15 protein-coding genes and 2 tRNA genes are annotated in these 15,145 nt (G+C 63.9%); 6 read left to right on the top strand and 11 right to left on the bottom strand.

Annotated elements, in window-relative coordinates; translation table 11 throughout:
• Positions 1 to 117 precede the first annotated feature (117 nt).
• The 5 genes from DDE20_RS06860 to DDE20_RS06840 form a co-directional block, all read right to left on the bottom strand.
• The gene (locus DDE20_RS06860; protein WP_116557704.1) at positions 118 to 1,308 is read right to left on the bottom strand and encodes an acyl-CoA dehydrogenase family protein; all 1,191 of its coding nucleotides are present in this window, start codon (positions 1,306 to 1,308) and stop codon (positions 118 to 120) included.
• Entirely contained in the window at positions 1,305 to 1,931 is a 627-nt protein-coding gene (locus DDE20_RS06855; RefSeq protein WP_116557703.1) for a glutathione S-transferase family protein, read from the bottom strand. The genes DDE20_RS06860 and DDE20_RS06855 overlap by 4 nt, the downstream gene beginning before the upstream one ends.
• Complete coding sequence (locus DDE20_RS06850; RefSeq protein WP_116557702.1) at positions 1,928 to 3,835, bottom strand: acetyl/propionyl/methylcrotonyl-CoA carboxylase subunit alpha; 1,908 nt, start codon at positions 3,833 to 3,835, stop codon at positions 1,928 to 1,930. Before DDE20_RS06850 ends, DDE20_RS06855 begins: the two co-directional genes overlap by 4 nt.
• Positions 3,832 to 5,448 carry an acyl-CoA carboxylase subunit beta gene (locus DDE20_RS06845; protein ID WP_116557701.1) on the bottom strand — a complete coding sequence of 539 codons (1,617 nt, stop codon included), beginning with the start codon at positions 5,446 to 5,448 and terminating at the stop codon, positions 3,832 to 3,834. The genes DDE20_RS06850 and DDE20_RS06845 overlap by 4 nt, the downstream gene beginning before the upstream one ends.
• Before the next feature lie 117 nt (positions 5,449 to 5,565).
• Complete coding sequence (locus tag DDE20_RS06840) at positions 5,566 to 6,432, bottom strand: beta-keto acid cleavage family enzyme (protein WP_116557700.1); 867 nt, start codon at positions 6,430 to 6,432, stop codon at positions 5,566 to 5,568.
• A gap of 90 nt (positions 6,433 to 6,522) precedes the next feature.
• Between DDE20_RS06840 and DDE20_RS06835 the strand changes: the two genes are divergently transcribed.
• Positions 6,523 to 7,098 (top strand): TetR/AcrR family transcriptional regulator, encoded by a 576-nt coding sequence (locus DDE20_RS06835; RefSeq protein WP_116557699.1) that lies wholly within the window; start codon positions 6,523 to 6,525, stop codon positions 7,096 to 7,098.
• Positions 7,099 to 7,465: 367 nt separating this feature from the next.
• Entirely contained in the window at positions 7,466 to 7,678 is a 213-nt protein-coding gene (locus DDE20_RS06830) for a Flp family type IVb pilin (protein ID WP_116557698.1), read from the top strand.
• A gap of 507 nt (positions 7,679 to 8,185) precedes the next feature.
• On the opposite strand, the gene DDE20_RS06825 is transcribed toward DDE20_RS06830, so the two are convergent.
• A tRNA-Gly gene (locus tag DDE20_RS06825) sits at positions 8,186 to 8,259 on the bottom strand.
• Positions 8,260 to 8,406: 147 nt separating this feature from the next.
• Here DDE20_RS06825 and DDE20_RS06820 point away from each other — a divergent pair.
• Entirely contained in the window at positions 8,407 to 9,531 is a 1,125-nt protein-coding gene (locus DDE20_RS06820) for an aminotransferase class V-fold PLP-dependent enzyme (protein WP_116557697.1), read from the top strand.
• A 115-nt stretch (positions 9,532 to 9,646) separates the two neighbouring features.
• Here DDE20_RS06820 and DDE20_RS06815 read toward each other — a convergent pair.
• From DDE20_RS06815 to pdxH, 4 genes are all read right to left on the bottom strand, one after another.
• Positions 9,647 to 9,723: transfer RNA gene (locus DDE20_RS06815), tRNA-Pro, on the bottom strand.
• Positions 9,724 to 9,774: 51 nt separating this feature from the next.
• Positions 9,775 to 10,251, bottom strand: a complete 477-nt coding sequence (locus tag DDE20_RS06810) for a DUF192 domain-containing protein (protein WP_116557884.1) — start codon at positions 10,249 to 10,251, stop codon at positions 9,775 to 9,777.
• A gap of 17 nt (positions 10,252 to 10,268) precedes the next feature.
• Positions 10,269 to 10,796: a cold-shock protein gene (locus DDE20_RS06805; protein WP_116557696.1), complete on the bottom strand. Its 528-nt coding sequence runs from the start codon at positions 10,794 to 10,796 to the stop codon at positions 10,269 to 10,271.
• Between the two features lie 98 nt (positions 10,797 to 10,894).
• Positions 10,895 to 11,533 carry a pyridoxamine 5'-phosphate oxidase gene (gene pdxH, locus DDE20_RS06800; protein ID WP_116557695.1) on the bottom strand — a complete coding sequence of 213 codons (639 nt, stop codon included), beginning with the start codon at positions 11,531 to 11,533 and terminating at the stop codon, positions 10,895 to 10,897.
• Between the two features lie 172 nt (positions 11,534 to 11,705).
• Here pdxH and fabI point away from each other — a divergent pair, with 172 nt between their 5' ends.
• Both fabI and gpt read left to right on the top strand, forming a co-directional pair.
• Positions 11,706 to 12,536: an enoyl-ACP reductase FabI gene (fabI, locus tag DDE20_RS06795; protein WP_116557694.1), complete on the top strand. Its 831-nt coding sequence runs from the start codon at positions 11,706 to 11,708 to the stop codon at positions 12,534 to 12,536.
• Between the two features lie 5 nt (positions 12,537 to 12,541).
• Positions 12,542 to 13,060 (top strand): xanthine phosphoribosyltransferase, encoded by a 519-nt coding sequence (gene gpt / locus DDE20_RS06790; RefSeq protein WP_116557693.1) that lies wholly within the window; start codon positions 12,542 to 12,544, stop codon positions 13,058 to 13,060.
• Between the two features lie 255 nt (positions 13,061 to 13,315).
• On the opposite strand, the gene DDE20_RS06785 is transcribed toward gpt, so the two are convergent.
• Positions 13,316 to 13,975 carry a GcrA family cell cycle regulator gene (locus tag DDE20_RS06785; RefSeq protein ID WP_116557692.1) on the bottom strand — a complete coding sequence of 220 codons (660 nt, stop codon included), beginning with the start codon at positions 13,973 to 13,975 and terminating at the stop codon, positions 13,316 to 13,318.
• 208 nt (positions 13,976 to 14,183) lie between these two features.
• On the opposite strand from DDE20_RS06785, the gene DDE20_RS06780 reads away from it, so the two are divergent.
• Positions 14,184 to 14,969: an ABC transporter permease gene (locus tag DDE20_RS06780; RefSeq protein ID WP_240607895.1), complete on the top strand. Its 786-nt coding sequence runs from the start codon at positions 14,184 to 14,186 to the stop codon at positions 14,967 to 14,969.
• Positions 14,970 to 15,145: the final 176 nt, after the last annotated feature.

Below are 15,145 nucleotides of genomic sequence, written 5' to 3'. Positions count from 1 at the left end.
CATCTGTCCCCAAATATCCTCGGGGGTCCCCAAGGGGGTGGAAACCCCCCTTGGCCGCGTATGGGGCGGGCCCCATGCGGCGCGCGGGGGCTCGATGCCCCCAAGCACCGCCCCCCTTCACCCCAATCGCAACCCGCGCTCCCGAAACAACTCCTCGGCGATAATCAGCTTGCGCACCTCGGTGGTGCCACCGCCCAGCGAGGCGATGCGCGCGTTGCGGTAGTGGCGGTTGACCTCGGTTTCCCAGACAAACCCCGAGCCGCCGTGGATCTGCACCGCGCGGTCGGTGACGGCGGCGATCATCTCGGCACCCTGCAGGACGGTGGCGGCGCAAAGCTTGTGGATCGCGCCGCGCCCGCCCTCGCCGCGCGCCATCGCGTCGCAGGCCGCCAGCGCCTGATAGGCCGAGACCCGCGCCGCCGAGATCATCGTATACATCTCGGCCAGCATCGCCTGGATCATCTGGAAGCTGCCAATCGGCTGGCCGAATTGCCGGCGCGTGGCGGCGTAATCGAGCGAGAGATCCAGACAGCGCTGCGCCGCGCCGATATAGGGCAGGCCCAGAAAGGCGCGCTCGATATCAAGCCCGCTCATCACCACGCCCACGCCCGCGTTCTCGACACCCAAGAGATTGGCCGCGGGCACCCGCACGCCCTCGAACACCAGTTCTCCGGTCGGGCAACCGCGCCAGCCCATCTTGGTTAATGTCTGCGCCACCGAGAAGCCGGGCGTGTCGGTATCGACGATAAAGGCCGAAATCCCCTTGGCGCCGCGCTCGGGCGCGGTTTTGGCGTAGGTCAGCACCACATCGGCGACCGGCCCGTTGGAGATGAACATCTTGCGGCCGGTCAATATATAGTCGTCGCCGTCGCGAACCGCCTTGAGTGCCATCGAGCCCAGCGCATCCGAGCCCGCGCCCGGCTCGGTCAGCGCCAGCGCGCCGATTTTGCGCCCGGCGCAGAGGTCCGGCAGATAGCGCGCGATCTGGTCGTCCGTGCCATTGCGCAGGATATTATTGAGGCAAAGGTTTTCATGCGGCCCCCAGATAAACGCCGCATTGGTGTTCCAATAGCCGAATGCCTCGCCGACCAGCCCCGCCGACATCAGGTCCATCTCGGCGCCGCCCAAAGCCTCGGGCGCGGTCAGCCCGCAGTAACCGTCGCTGCCGAGTTTCGCCATCATCTCCGCGGGATACCAATCCTCGTCATCCATCTTGGCGAAAAGCGGATGCAACTCGCGCTCGGCGTATTTGAAGGCGGCGTCATAGATCGCGCGCTGCGCGTCATTTAGGTCAAACTGCGCGCTCATCCGGTGAACCCCTCGCCCTGCACCACCGCGCGCTGAAAGGCCTCGCGGGCTTTGAGCCGCTGCAAATAGGCGATGGTTTGCGGCTTATAATGCTCGCTGAGCCCGATCACCTCACCAAGATAGAGCGCATAGCCAACCGCGATATCCGCCGCGGTAAAGCGGTCGGCGCAGAGATATTCCGCGGTCTCAAGCCGCGCGTTAACCAGTTTGAGGCGCGCCAGATACCATTGCGTGTAATCGGCCACCACCTGCGGCTGGCGGCGGTCCTTGGGTTCGAACCGCCCGTAGCGCAGGACCAGCGTTTGCGGGAAGGTCAGCGTCGCATCCGAGTGATACATCCAGTTCAGATACGCGCCGTAAGCCGGTTCATCCATGGTGACCGCGAGGGTTCCGGCGCCGTGTTTTTCCGCCAGATAATGGGTGATCGCGGTGGATTCCGTCATATGGAGGGGGCCGTCGACCAGATAGGGCACCGTGCCCAGAGGGTTAACGCCGAGGAAATCGGGATCGGTGAACCGCGGCGGAAAGCCCAGATTATGCACCTTATAGGGCAGGCCTAATTCCTCCAGCGCCCATAGCGCGCGCAGCGACCGCGAATCCGCGCAATGCCAAAGCTCGATCATATGTCCTCCGGTTCTATCTGAAATAACAACTGCTTAGCGCGGACCTGCGCGCCTGCGGTGATGCTGGCCTGACGGATGACACCGGCGCAGGGGGCGCGCAGCGGGTGCTCCATTTTCATCGCCTCAAGAACCGCAAGGATTTGCCCCTGCGCGACGCGCGCGCCCACGGTGGCCGCGACGCTGACCACCCCGCCCGCCATCGGCGCGGTGACCCGTCCGTCGCCTGCGCCCTCGGTGGCCTGCGCGGGCGCCAAAGTGACATCGCGGAGCGCCAGATCATCCAGCCAGAGCGTTGCGCCGTCCCGCGCGATGGCAAGGGTCTGCGCGATGCCGTCAATGCTGATCCGCGCATGGCTCTCGCTGCGCGACAACAGCACCACCCGCGGGCCGTCTGCGAGTTGCGCCGCGCTTTCGGGATGCAGGGTCAGGGTGACGGAATGCTGCGCCTCGCCCAGTTCAAACCGGCGGGTCAGCCGCGGCGGCGGCCCGTTGGTGAAGCCAAAGCGGGTAAAGGGCGCGCCCGCGTTGATCAGCACCGCGGCGGCCAGTTGCGCCGGTGTCGGGGGCTGCGGCGTGAGACTTGGATCACCGGCGAAACTGCCGTCGAGAAAATCGGTGGTGGCACGGCCTTCGGCAAATTCGGGATGCGCAAGCACCGCCGCAAGAAAGCGCCGGTTGCCCTGCACGCCCTGCAAGACCGTGGCCTCCAGCCCCGCGATCAAGCGGCGGCGCGCGGTCTCGCGGTCCGGCCCATGGGCGATGAGTTTGGCGAGCATCGGGTCGAACCCGCCGCTGATCTCCTGCCCCGTCTCAAGCGCGTGATCACAGCGCAGCCCTGCAGGCGCCTGCCAGTTCAGCACCCGGCCCGCCTGCGGCAGAAACCCCTGCGCGGGATCCTCGGCATAGAGCCGCGCCTCGATGGCATGGCCGTTGAGCGGAATTTGTTCTTGCGCCAAGGGCAGCGCCTCGCCCCGGGCAACGCGGATTTGCCATTCGACCAGATCGAGCCCGGTGATCGCCTCGGTCACCGGATGTTCGACCTGCAGCCGCGCGTTCATCTCCAGAAACCAGAAGTCCTTGCCATCAAACAGAAATTCCACCGTGCCGGCGCCGCAATACCGGCTGGATTGCACCAGTGAGACCGCCGCCGCGCCCATCTTTTCGCGCAATTCCGGCGTCACCGCGGGGGACGGCGCCTCCTCAATGACCTTCTGGTGGCGGCGCTGCACCGAGCAATCGCGCTCATACATATGCACCGCGTTGCCGTGTTGGTCGCCGAAGACCTGCACCTCGATATGCCGCGGCGCGATCAGGGCGCGTTCAAGGATCAGCGTGGCGTCACCAAAGGCGTTCTGTGCCTCGGAGCGCGCGCGCGACAAGGCTTCGGGCAGATCGGCCAGATCCGTGACCAGCCGCATGCCCTTGCCGCCGCCACCGAGCGCCGGTTTGACCATCAAGGGAGTGCCGATCCGCGCGCCTTCAGCGATCAGCGTCGCGTCATCCTGCGCCGTGCCGTCATAACCCGGCAGGCACGGCACGCCTGCCGCCGCGGCCGCGCGTTTCGCCGCGCCCTTCTCGCCCATCAGCGCGATCGCCTCGGGCGAGGGGCCGATAAACACCAGCCCCGCCTCGGCACAAGCCTTTGCAAACTCAGCGTTCTCCGCCAGAAATCCGTAGCCCGGATGCACCGCGCCCGCGCCCGATGCCTGCGCCGCCGCGATCAGCGCAGCCCCGTCGAGATAGCTGGGGATTTCCACCGCCGCATCACCCGCGCGCGCATGGGGGGCGTTGCGCTCGGCGGCGACATGCACCGCGATCACCCGCAGCCCCATGGCTTTGGCGCTGCGCATCACCCGCAGGGCAATCTCGCCACGATTGGCGATCAAAAGCGTGTCAAAACTCATAGCCGCGCCACTCCGAATGTATTGGGATTGCCGCCGCGCGCTTGTGCCGTCGCCGCCAGACCCAGCGCCATGGCCAATATCTCGCGGGTGTGGCGCGGGTCGATGATCCCGTCGTCCTCCAGCCGCGCCGAGGAGGCCAGGGGCGAGGTTTGCTCACTCATCATCGCCGCCGTGCCCTGTTCTAATGCGTCGAGCTTCGCCGTATCCACTGCGCCTGCCGCCGCCATTTTGCCCTCGGCGACGATTCGCATCACCTGCCCCGCCTGCGCCGGTCCCATCACCGAGGTGCGCGCGTTGGGCCATGCGAAAATGAACTGCGGATCAAAGCCGCGCCCGCACATCGCGTAATTCCCCGCACCGTAAGAGCCGCCGACGACGATGGAGAACTTCGGCACGCGGGCATTCGCCACCGCTTGGATCATCTTCGAGCCATGCTTGATGATCCCGGCACGCTCGGGCTCGGTGCCGACCAGAAATCCGGTGGTATTGTGCAGAAATACCAAGGGAATACCCGCCTGATCACAGAGCTGGATGAACTGCCCCGCCTTCATCGCCCCCTGCGCGGTGATCGGGCCGTTGTTGCCGATCACACCGCAGGGATGGCCCGCGATGCGGATATGCCCGCAGAGCGTTGCGGCATCGTATTCGGGTTTGAAATCAATGAACTCCGAGCCATCGGCGAGACGCGCAATGATCTCGCGGCAGTCATAGGGCTGTTTGGGATCGGCGGGCACCAGACCGATCAGATCGTCGGCGGGATAGAGCGGCGCGGCGTAGGTCAGCGGCGCTTGCGGCGTCACCTCGGGCAGCGCCGCCATCACCTCGCGCGCCAGCCTGATGCCGTCGGCGTCATCCTGCGCCAGATAATCGCCGACGCCCGAGACCTCGCTATGCATCTGCGCGCCGCCCAACTCCTCATCCGTGGCGATCTCGCCGGTCGCGGCCTTCAACAAGGGCGGTCCGGCCAGATACATCGTCGCCTGCCCGCGCACCAGAATCACATAATCCGAGAGGCCGGGCTGATAGGCGCCGCCGGCGGTGGCCGAGCCATGGACCACGGTGATCTGCGGGATGCCGAGCGCCGAAAGCCGCGCCTGATTGGCAAAGCCGCGCCCGCCGGGGATGAACACCTCATGCGCATAGGAGAGATTGGCGCCGCCCGACTGGCTGAGTGACACCAGCGGCAGGCGGTTGTCGCGGGCGATCTCTTGCACGCGCAGTTTCTTCGCCAGCCCGTCGGGCGTCACCGTGCCGCCTTTGACCGCGTAATTATCCACCACCACGATGCAATCGCGGCCCGAGACCCGCCCGATCCCGGCAATCGCCCCCGCCCCGGCGCCGGTGCCATCGCTATCCCCGTAGCGCTTGTAACCGGCAAAGGGGCAGAGCTCCAGAAACGGCGCACCGGGATCCAATAGCAGCGCCAAACGGTCGCGCGGCAGTAACATGCCGCGTTTCTCATAACGCGCGCGGGAGGCTTCCGCCGCCGCCTCCACCGCCGCGCGCACCGCCTCAACCGGCGCCAGCGCTGCCGCCATCATCGCTGCATTCTCGGCAAAGGCAGCGCCGCCCATATCCATGTCAGACACCACGACCAATGCTATCCCCTTCATCTTTATGCCTTAAATATCCTCGGGGGTCTCCAAGGGGGTGGAAAACCCCCTTGGTGGCGCGTGGGGCCACCCCACCGGCGCGAGCGGCCCCTCGATGGGGCCCGAGCGCCGCCCCCCTCACGCCAATCCCCAGATCACCCGCGCCTCCTCGGCACTAGCCACATCGCGCCCCGCCCCCCGTGCGACCTGCGTCAAAGCCTCGATCAGCGCGCCATTGCCCGCGGCGCGGCTGCCGTCGGGCAGATAGAATGTGTCCTCGACACCGCTGCGCAGATGGCCGCCAAGTTCCGCCGCTTTGCGGTGCAGCGCCCAGACCTCTGCGCGGCCGATCACCGTGGTTTGCCAGAGGTTCCCGGGTGGCAGATAGCGCATCAGAACGGCCAAGAGATCAGGATCGGCGGGCATGCCGGAATGCACGCCCATCACCAGATTGACCTGCGGATTGCGCACCAGTCCGGCCTGGGCGAACATCGAGACCGAGCGCAGGATGCCGGTGTCGAAACACTCGAACTCGGGCTTGGTGCCGGTCTCGTGCATGACGGCCAGCAGCTCCTCGATCTTCTCGACCGGGTTTTCAAACAGCATCGGCGGCCAGGCCCAGTCGCCATTGGCGCGGGTTTTCAGGTAGTTGAGCGAACCGGCGTTGCAGGCGGCGATCTCGGGGCGGGCGGCGCGCAGGCAGGCGATCGGGCCGGATTGATCCCGCCCGATCACGCCGGTGGTGAAATTCAGGATCACCCCCTTACAGGCGGCGCGAATCGCCTCCGCAACCTCAAGCGCCAGCGCAGGATCCCAGCTTGGCAAATGCCCCTGCCCTGCGCCCTGCTGGCGGAAATGCACATGCATGCAACTGGCGCCCGCGTCCCAGGCCTCGCGCGCCGAAGCGGCGAGGTCCTTGGGTGTCACCGGCACCGGATGTTGGCGCGGATCCGTCAACACGCCGGTCAGCGCGCAGGTGATGATCGCCTTATCTCTCTGAGCCATCCTGTCCTCCCGATGAAAAGCCTAGCAAGCGGGGTTCACCCAAGCAAGCGCTTGGTTGCCTCCCGTCACGTCACAGCCTATCTTGCGCCGATGGAACATGCGCTATTCGATCCCGAGACGGCCAAAGACCGGCTGCTGGCCGCCGCCGCGCGGCTGTTCCGGCAGAAGGGGTTTGCGAAAACCACGGTGCGCGATCTCGCCGCCGAGGTCGGGCTGCAATCGGGCAGCCTGTTCCATCATGTGCGCAGCAAGGACGATATTCTGTTCGCGATCCTTGAGCGGGTGATCACCGGCATGACCCGTGATTTGGCCGCCGCGCTGGCGGCGGCGCCGGATCTGCGGTCGCGGATGCGCGCGCTGATTGCGGTCGAGCTGACCTATCTGCACGGCCCCGCCGCCGATGCCACCGCGGTGCTGTTTCACGACTGGCGCGCCCTACCCGAAGACCGGCAGGCGCAGCTACTGCGCGGGCGCGACGCCTATTTCGAGATGTGGAGCGCGGTGCTGACTGAGGCCCGCGCCGAGGGGCTGACCCGTGTCGAGCCGATGATCCTGCGGCAATTTCTGCATGGGGCGCTGGCCTGGACCAGTTTCTGGTATCAGCCCGCGGGCGAGGTCACGCTGGACAAGCTGATCGACGACGCGCTGGTGATGATCCTGCGGTAACCCGGCCTGAGCCGTGGTTTGCAACCCCCTTGGGGATGGCGAGCGCATGGATGCGGCCTGTGGAAACGCTGCGGTGTCTGTTTTGGGGCTTTGCGCGGGAAATCTTAGAAAGCGAAGTGGTTTTCGGCTAAAAACCGGTGATTCACGATTTTTTAACGCGGACATTTTTAGCTTTTCCCATGTTTTGAAGGGAAAAACAGGCTTATCGCAAATTAACCATAAATAGATGAAGAAGTCGCCAGAATGTTTTCATATTCTTAACACAATTGAGCGCGAAAAGGTAATTGTCCAAGCAAGGGCCGGTTCAAACAAACCTCAACACTCCGGTTCAAGCGCAGGCGAACGTAGTATAACCAGGAGAATACCGATGACTTTTACCACTTTCCTCAAGAACTTCGCCGCCGACGAATCCGGTGCTGTAACTGTTGACTGGGTCGTCCTGACCGCTGCTATCGTGGGCCTCGGCATTGCTGTGGTGGCTTCGGTGCGGGGTGGCGTTGAAACGCTGGCTACCAACATTGGAACAACGCTAACCGAAGCGAATACGCAACTTACAACCGATACTGCTGCCTTGAACTAAGGTCACAGCAAGCTCCAGATTGCTGTGAGGGCCACGCTTTTGCGTGGCCCTTCCTTTTTGTCTGCCATCGTCTTTTTTCCAATCCCTGTTGAGATTTTTTACGCTCCCTCATAGCGTGCGACACGACTTTCAAGCGCAACTCGCCGCCTTAACCCAACGTAAAGCACAGGCAGAAAACCACACCCCTCCCCACAAAAAAGCGCATCTCCGCAGGCGAATCCGAGCCCGACACAGCTTTGTGGCGGGGGTGGTGCTGGCGGCGTTAACCTTTATTAACGAGCCTCTCCCGCGCGGTGGTGCGGGGGTGGTGTTTTTACAGCCGCGAATCACCCCGCGCTAAACTGATTCGCAGCGAAAAAACCGCGCGAATCAGGGCGAATCGCGCGGTAGAATAAGCATTGGCGGAATTTTTTTAAGATTTGGCGCGCTGCGGCGGGGCGGGTCGAACAGCCTCGGGCCACGGCAAAGCACCGCAGCAAAGCGGCGCGCGATCACAGATTGGGGGATTGGAGCGGGCGGCGGGAATCGAACCCGCGTCATTAGCTTGGAAGGCTAAGGTCTTACCATTACACAACGCCCGCGCTCTGATGTGTGAAATACTCTGTTCCCCCCGCGAGGGCAAGGGTGCGGGCGGCGGAAAATCTGCCGCGCGGTGGTTTTCCGCGCGCCCCGTTGCGCCTGCCACATCTGCGCCCTAGGCTGGCGCGGAATTGAAACAGGAGACCTCAATGACCGCTCTGCACCCCCATATCGACCCCGGTGGTCTGGATGAATTTTCGGTGGTCTTCACCGACCGCTCGCTCAACCATATGTCGGCAAAATTCCAGCAGGTGATGCGCGACATCTCGGGGATGTTGAAAGACGTTTACCAAGGCAGCGCAGTGGCGCTGGTGCCCGGTGGCGGCACCTATGCGATGGAATCGGTGGCGCGGCAGTTCGCCCGCGGCAAGGTTTTGGTGGTGCGCAACGGGCTCTTCTCGTTCCGTTGGAGCGCGATCTTTGACGCGGGCCAGATGCCCGAGGCGGCGACAGTGATGAAAGCGCGCGCGGCAGGCAACGGGCCGACGCAGCCCTTTGCCCCCGCCCCGATCGAGGATGTGGTGGCGGCGATTCGCGAGAGCCAGCCGGAAGCGGTGTTTGCCCCGCATGTGGAGACCGCCGCGGGGTTGATCCTGCCCGATGATTACATCAAGGCCCTGGCCGATGCGGCGCATGAGGTCGGCGCGCTGCTGATCCTCGATTGCATCGCCTCGGGCTGCGTCTGGGTCGATATGGCGGCGCTCGGCGTTGATGTGCTGATCTCGGCGCCGCAAAAGGGCTGGAGCGCCTCACCCTCGGCGGGGATCGTGGTGCTGGGGCCGCGCGCCGAGGCCCGGCTGGAGGCGACCACCTCGGACAGTTTCGCGCTGGATCTGAAGAAATGGCGCGCGATCATGAAAGCCTATGAGGACGGCGGGCATGCCTATCACGCGACGATGCCGACCGACGCGCTGACCGGTTTGCGCGACGCGATGGTGGAGACCCGCGAGATGGGGTTCGACGCGGCGCGCGCGGCGCAGATCGCGCTGGGTGACGGGGCGCGGGCGCTCTTGGCCGAAAAGGGCCATATGCCGATTGCCGCGCAGGGCTTTGGCGCGCCGGGCGTGGTGGTCTGCTATACCGACCGCGCGGAGTTGCAGAACGGTTCGGCCTTTGCCAAGGCAGGGTTCCAGATCGCCGCCGGGGTGCCGCTGATGGTCGATGAAGGGCCGGATTTCCGCACCTTCCGCATCGGGCTGTTCGGGCTGGATAAGCTCAAGGATGTGCCCGGCACGCTGAAGCGGCTGGAGGCAGCGCTGGACGCGGTGGCCTGAGGATCAGGGTTAATAGTTCGGGAATGGCGCGGCTTTGGTCGCGCCATTTTTCATTGGCGCAGCGGCGCAGAACCGCAGCAGAGCGCGGCACCGGTAGTCATAATGTTTTCTGAAATGGTCGGGGCGATAGGATTCGAACCTACGACCTACGGTACCCAAAACCGTCGCGCTACCAAGCTGCGCCACGCCCCGACAGGCGCCTCATAGCCTATGCCGTCGGCACTTGAAAGGGCAAAGAGGAAATCATTCGCACGGCCAGACCGCCAGCGCCGGATCAATCGAAGGATGGCGCAGTTCGGCACCGGCTTCCAGCCCCAACATCGCCGCCATACCGCCGTTGATCTCGAGCACATAGAGGATATCCGGCCCGCCCTGAATCGGCGTCCGGTCCAAGGGCACGGCGTTTTCATGGACGGTGCGGACAAGGCCGGTCTCGTCAATGAACAGCATATCCAGCGGGATCAGCGTGTTCTCCATCCAGAAGGCGGCACTATGCGGATGGTCGAAAATGAAAAACATCCCCGCGAAACGGGCCATTGATTCGCGGTGCATCAGACCTTGCGACCGCTCGGCATCGGTGGCGGCGACTTCAACGGTGAAGGCGGATTTCCCGCCCGGCCCGCGCAGCTCGACACGGTCGGCACGGCACTCGGATTCGGCTGCAGCCGCCCCGGCCAGCAGGATGAAAGCCGCGGTGAGCAAACCGCCAAATCTGTGCATTTTCACGGGATAAGCCCCTAGGTGTTGTTTAATGCGGTTTCCCAAGACGAGATCGACACGGCCATGCGACCGCGCTCGCCATCCGTGATCCGCAACCCTATGGCCTCGCCCGGCTGCAATTCGGCAAAGCCGGATTTGCGCAGGACTTCCATATGGATAAACACGTCCTCGGGACGGCTGAAGACATTGGCAAAGCCAAAGCCCTTGATCTTATCGAACCATTTCACCCGCGCCGGTTCAAGCGGAAGTGCCGCTGCCTCGGGGTCCAATTCCTCGATTGTGGTAAATTCTTCGCCATCTTCGCCCGCTGGCGGGGTCACCGCAAAGACCTCGACCGCCTGCAAGCCGCGCTGGGTCTGCTGGACGCTGACCTCGATGCCGGCGCGGTCACAGACCGAGCCCTGCCCGAAATTGCGCAGCGCATTCACATGCAACAGGATGTCCGGCCCGCCGGTATCCGACACGATGAAGCCAAAGCCTTTGCCGTGGTCAAACCACTTTATGCTTCCACGGATGCGTGGAAGCCCTCTCTCGATCTCAACCATTCTCTATCCCAACCCAACACAGGACCCGGGCCTTACGGCCCCGTTTTTTTGCATTTTGCATGATCCGGCCGTGAAAGACAATTCGCGAAGCGTGAATTTCACGGATTCAATCGGGTGATCTGCCAATTCCGGCCAGAATCCGCGCGGGTAAAGCGGAATCTATCGTGCAAACGAAAGGCACCATCGGCCCAGAACTCGATCTCGACGGGGGTGATCCGGTAGCCACCCCAGAACGGTGGCCGCGCCGGATTGGTGCCATGGCGCAGGCTGAGTTTGGCGACATCGGCCATCAAAGAGGCGCGCGAGGCCAGAGGTTGCGACTGATGCGAGGCCCAGGCGCCGAGCCGCGATTGCAAGGAGCGCGAGGCATAATAGGCGTCGGCCTGCGGCCCCTCTTCACGGGTGACATGACCGCGCACACGGATCTGGCGGCGCAGCGACTTCCAATGGAGGACGAAACCGGCCATGCCGCTGGCCTCGATCTCCTGCGCTTTGGCGCTGCCGTAATTGGTATAGAAAACAAAGGCCTCTGCCTCGATCTCCTTGAGCAAGACCATCCGCACATTGGGCAGACCGGCGGCATCCACCGTGGCCAGCGCCATCGCGTTGGGGTCATTGGGCTCACTCGCCTCGGCCTCGGCCAGCCAGCGGCGCGCAATCGCAAAGGGATCATCGCCCGCAAAGATCCCCTCGCGCGTCGCCCCTTGGGTGCCGGTGGTGCTCTGTGGCTCTGTCATCTCTCGGCCCTCCTTGGTCATGGCCCGTAACTGCGGTGCCAGATTCTACGGTGCCAGAATCTACGGTTCCAGTCTGCGCTTTATCGGGCGCGGCGCAAGTCGCCAACCCTTGATGAAACTGGGGCTTTGCCATAATGCTGATCAAGAGTTTTTACCGAGATCGGAGACCGCGATGCCAGCAGCACTAATGGAGGGCAAACGGGGCCTTATTATGGGCCTTGCCAACGACAAATCCATCGCTTGGGGTATTGCCCAGGCGCTTGCCGAACATGGCGCCGAACTGGCGTTCAGCTATCAGGGCGAGGCGCTGAAAAAGCGCGTGGGGCCGCTGGCCGAACGGCTGGGCACGCCGCGGCTGTTTGAATGCGATGTCGCCGATATGGGTTCGGTCGATGCGCTGTTCGAGGGGCTGAAGGCGGAATGGGGGACGATTGATTTTGTCGTCCATGCGATCGGGTTTTCCGACAAGAACGAGCTGCGCGGACGTTATGTCGATACCTCGCATGCGAATTTCATCAAGACGATGGATATCTCGGTCTATTCCTTCACCGCGATCTGCCAGCGCGCGGCGGCGATGATGCCCGAGGGTGGCAGCCTGCTGACGATGACCTATTACGGCGCCGAACAGGTGATGCCCCATTACAATGTGATGGGCGTGGCCAAGGCCGCGCTTGAGGCCTCGGTGAAGTATATCGCCGAGGATCTGGGCAAGGACGGCATCCGCGTCAATGCGATCTCGGCGGGGCCGATCAAGACGCTGGCGGCCAGCGGTATCGGCGATTTCCGCTATATCATGAAGTGGAACGAGCTGAACTCGCCGCTGCGGCGCAATGTCACACAGGAAGAGGTCGGCAAGGCGGCGGTTTACCTGCTCTCCGATCTGGGCAGCGGCACCACCGGCGAAAACCTGCATGTCGATGCGGGCTATCATGTGGTCGGCATGAAGGCGGTCGATGCGCCCGATATTGCCACCCAGACCCATCAACCCGCCCCCAAGGAGTAACCCCGATGTCCGATCGCCTGCCCTATGAAAAAGGTTTCCACGTCAGCTGGGATCAACTCCACCGCGACGCCCGCGCCCTGGCCTGGCGGCTGCAAGGGCATGGGCCCGATGATGGCAACTGGCGCGCGGTGGTGGCGATCACCCGCGGCGGTCTGGCACCGGCGATGATCGTGGCGCGCGAATTGGACATCCGCACCGTCGATACGATCAGCGTCAAATCCTATCACTCGGGCGGCGGCAAGGCCGACCAGCGCCGCGAGGCAACGGTGCTCAAATCCCCCGACGCCGAGATGATGGGCGATGGCACCGGCATTCTGGTGGTCGATGATCTGGTCGATACCGGCAAGACGCTGGAACTGGTGCGCAGCCTCTATCCGAACGCGCATTTCGCCTGTGTCTACGCCAAACCCGAGGGCGAGAAACAGGCGCATACTTTCATCACCGGCGTCAGCCAGGACACCTGGATTTTCTTTCCCTGGGATATGGCGCTGCAATATGTCGAGCCGTTCCGCGGCAAGGATTAACCCTTTCCGCAACCAATGCCCAAAGCAAAGGGGCGGTGGCCAGATGCGCCACCGCCCCTTTCTTATTGCCCATCTTTATGCCTGAAATATCCCGGGGTGTCGGCGCGGATTGCGCAGCAATCGGGGGCGACTGGCCGCAGGCCAGCGGGGCAGCGCCCCGCCACGGCGCGCAAGCGCCCCTTACCATAGGCTTTTTTCAGGTTTCCTGAAAATCCGTTTGAACACCCCGCGCGCCGCCAAGCGCGCGGCTTTGGTTTACCGGCGGCGGTCGCGGCGGCTTTGCATCGGCTGGAAGGCCACCGAGACATGCGCCTCGCAATAGGGTTTGCCGGCCACCGAGGGCAGACCGCAGAACCAGAATTCTTCGGTCGCAGGGTCGCCAATCGGCCATTTACAGGTGCGTTCGGTCAGCTCCATCAAATGCAGCTTCTTCGCGGTTTTCTCGACTTCGCGCACATTGGCCAGCGCCTCGGGCGAGATCTCGTTGGCCGAGGGTTGCGGCGGCAGCGGCTGGCCCGCGGGCACCACCGGACGGCGACCGGTGATGATCACCGGACGTGGCGGATCGGGCACCGGCGCGGGGGCGGGCGTGGCCTGCGCCTCGGGCTCGGGCGTGGCCTCTGCCGCGGGCGGTGTCACCGGCTCGGGCTTGGGTTTCGCCGGCGCCGCAGGGGCGGCTTTCGCCGCGGGCGCCGCCGACTCGGGACTGGCCGCAGGTGGTTCGGCCACCGCCGGTTTGGCTTTGGGCGCGGCGCCAGCGGCATCGGCGGTGCGGCTGGACAGACCCAGCCGGTGCACCTTGCCGATCACGGCGTTGCGCGTGACAGATCCCAATTCCTTGGCAATCTGCGAGGCAGATTTGCCATCCGCCCACATTTTCTTTAGCAATTCGACCCGGTCATCGGTCCAAGACATGCGTTGTGCTCCGCAAGAATGGGGCGCATATGCACCCCTGAAATCATTTCCCCCCTATTCTATCGGGGACATGCTGAGATACAAGCGGCCCGCTGCGAAGGCAATGCCCAGCAAGGAGATCCCTGATATGAACGCGCCAGCTTCCCCCTCGTCCACCCCTGAATTGGGCGCCAGTTCCGGCCCGATTTCCGGCACCCGCCCGCAAGCGATGGGGGCGCGCCGGTTCGGGCGGATCAACTGGCTGGGCCTCTATACGCTCGCGGCCCGCGAGACGCGGCGGTTTCTGGCGGTCTGGCAGCAGACCATCGCCGCACCTTTGGTCACTGCCGGTCTGTTTCTGGCGGTGTTCTCACTGGCTTTGGGGGCCACCCGCGGGCCGGTGATGGGCGTGCCCTTTGTGGCGTTTCTGGCGCCCGGTATCCTGATGATGTCGGTGATCCAGAACGCGTTTTCCAACACCGCCAGTTCTTTGGTCGGGGCCAAGGTGATGGGCAATATCGTCGACACGCTGATGCCGCCCCTGTCGCCCGCCGAACTGGTTGCGGGCTATATCGCCGGTGGTGTCGCGCGCGGGTTGCTGGTCGCGGTGGTGATCGTCATCGGCACCGGATTGGCGCTGGGGCTCTGGCCGGTGAACCCTTTGTGGCTTTTGTTGGTGACGCTGGTCGGCTCGGTCCTGATGGCGGCTTTGGGCATTGTGGCGGGGATCCTGGCGAATAAATTCGACCAGATCGCCGCGATCACCAATTTCGTCGTCACGCCGCTGTCGTTTTTGTCGGGCACTTTCTACACGATGGAGGCCCTGCCCCCGTTGATGCGCACGATCTCCACGGTCAATCCGATCTTCTATCTGATCGACGGCGCCCGCCACGGCTATCTGGGGCGCTCAGATTCCGACCCGCTGATGGGGCTGGCGGTGACCTCGTTGATCGCGCTGGCGCTCTGCGCGCTGTCCTGGATCTGGCTCAAGCGCGGGTTTCGGCTCAAGCCGTGATCGGCCGGTGACTGGACCCGCTCCGCGCCAGCTCCGGCCCTTGACAGGGCTGTGACAATTCGCTGCAATTCCCTAGAAGCCGCTGAGCTGATAGCCTATGCTTCATGACTAGATACTTCGTGACTAGCCATCCGGCGGGGTGAGGAAGCCTCGCGCCAACCACAACAGGAAAAGAG

The sequence above is a fragment of the Pararhodobacter oceanensis genome (genome assembly GCF_003076755.1).
GTDB classification, from domain to species: domain Bacteria; phylum Pseudomonadota; class Alphaproteobacteria; order Rhodobacterales; family Rhodobacteraceae; genus Pararhodobacter; species Pararhodobacter oceanensis.
This window is presented reverse-complemented; position numbering and strand designations above follow the sequence as displayed.

Excerpts from the sequence above, each read along its gene's own strand:
- DDE20_RS06860 (WP_116557704.1), bottom strand. The coding sequence starts at position 1,308 with ATGAGCGCGCAGTTTGACCTAAATGACGCGCAGCGCGCGATCTATGAC.
- DDE20_RS06855 (WP_116557703.1), bottom strand. The coding sequence starts at position 1,931 with ATGATCGAGCTTTGGCATTGCGCGGATTCGCGGTCGCTGCGCGCGCTA.
- DDE20_RS06850 (WP_116557702.1), bottom strand. The coding sequence starts at position 3,835 with ATGAGTTTTGACACGCTTTTGATCGCCAATCGTGGCGAGATTGCCCTG.
- DDE20_RS06845 (WP_116557701.1), bottom strand. The coding sequence starts at position 5,448 with ATGAAGGGGATAGCATTGGTCGTGGTGTCTGACATGGATATGGGCGGC.
- DDE20_RS06840 (WP_116557700.1), bottom strand. The coding sequence starts at position 6,432 with ATGGCTCAGAGAGATAAGGCGATCATCACCTGCGCGCTGACCGGCGTG.
- DDE20_RS06835 (WP_116557699.1), top strand. The coding sequence starts at position 6,523 with ATGGAACATGCGCTATTCGATCCCGAGACGGCCAAAGACCGGCTGCTG.
- DDE20_RS06830 (WP_116557698.1), top strand. The coding sequence starts at position 7,466 with ATGACTTTTACCACTTTCCTCAAGAACTTCGCCGCCGACGAATCCGGT.
- DDE20_RS06820 (WP_116557697.1), top strand. The coding sequence starts at position 8,407 with ATGACCGCTCTGCACCCCCATATCGACCCCGGTGGTCTGGATGAATTT.
- DDE20_RS06810 (WP_116557884.1), bottom strand. The coding sequence starts at position 10,251 with ATGCACAGATTTGGCGGTTTGCTCACCGCGGCTTTCATCCTGCTGGCC.
- DDE20_RS06805 (WP_116557696.1), bottom strand. The coding sequence starts at position 10,796 with ATGGTTGAGATCGAGAGAGGGCTTCCACGCATCCGTGGAAGCATAAAG.
- pdxH (WP_116557695.1), bottom strand. The coding sequence starts at position 11,533 with ATGACAGAGCCACAGAGCACCACCGGCACCCAAGGGGCGACGCGCGAG.
- fabI (WP_116557694.1), top strand. The coding sequence starts at position 11,706 with ATGCCAGCAGCACTAATGGAGGGCAAACGGGGCCTTATTATGGGCCTT.
- gpt (WP_116557693.1), top strand. The coding sequence starts at position 12,542 with ATGTCCGATCGCCTGCCCTATGAAAAAGGTTTCCACGTCAGCTGGGAT.
- DDE20_RS06785 (WP_116557692.1), bottom strand. The coding sequence starts at position 13,975 with ATGTCTTGGACCGATGACCGGGTCGAATTGCTAAAGAAAATGTGGGCG.
- DDE20_RS06780 (WP_240607895.1), top strand. The coding sequence starts at position 14,184 with ATGGGGGCGCGCCGGTTCGGGCGGATCAACTGGCTGGGCCTCTATACG.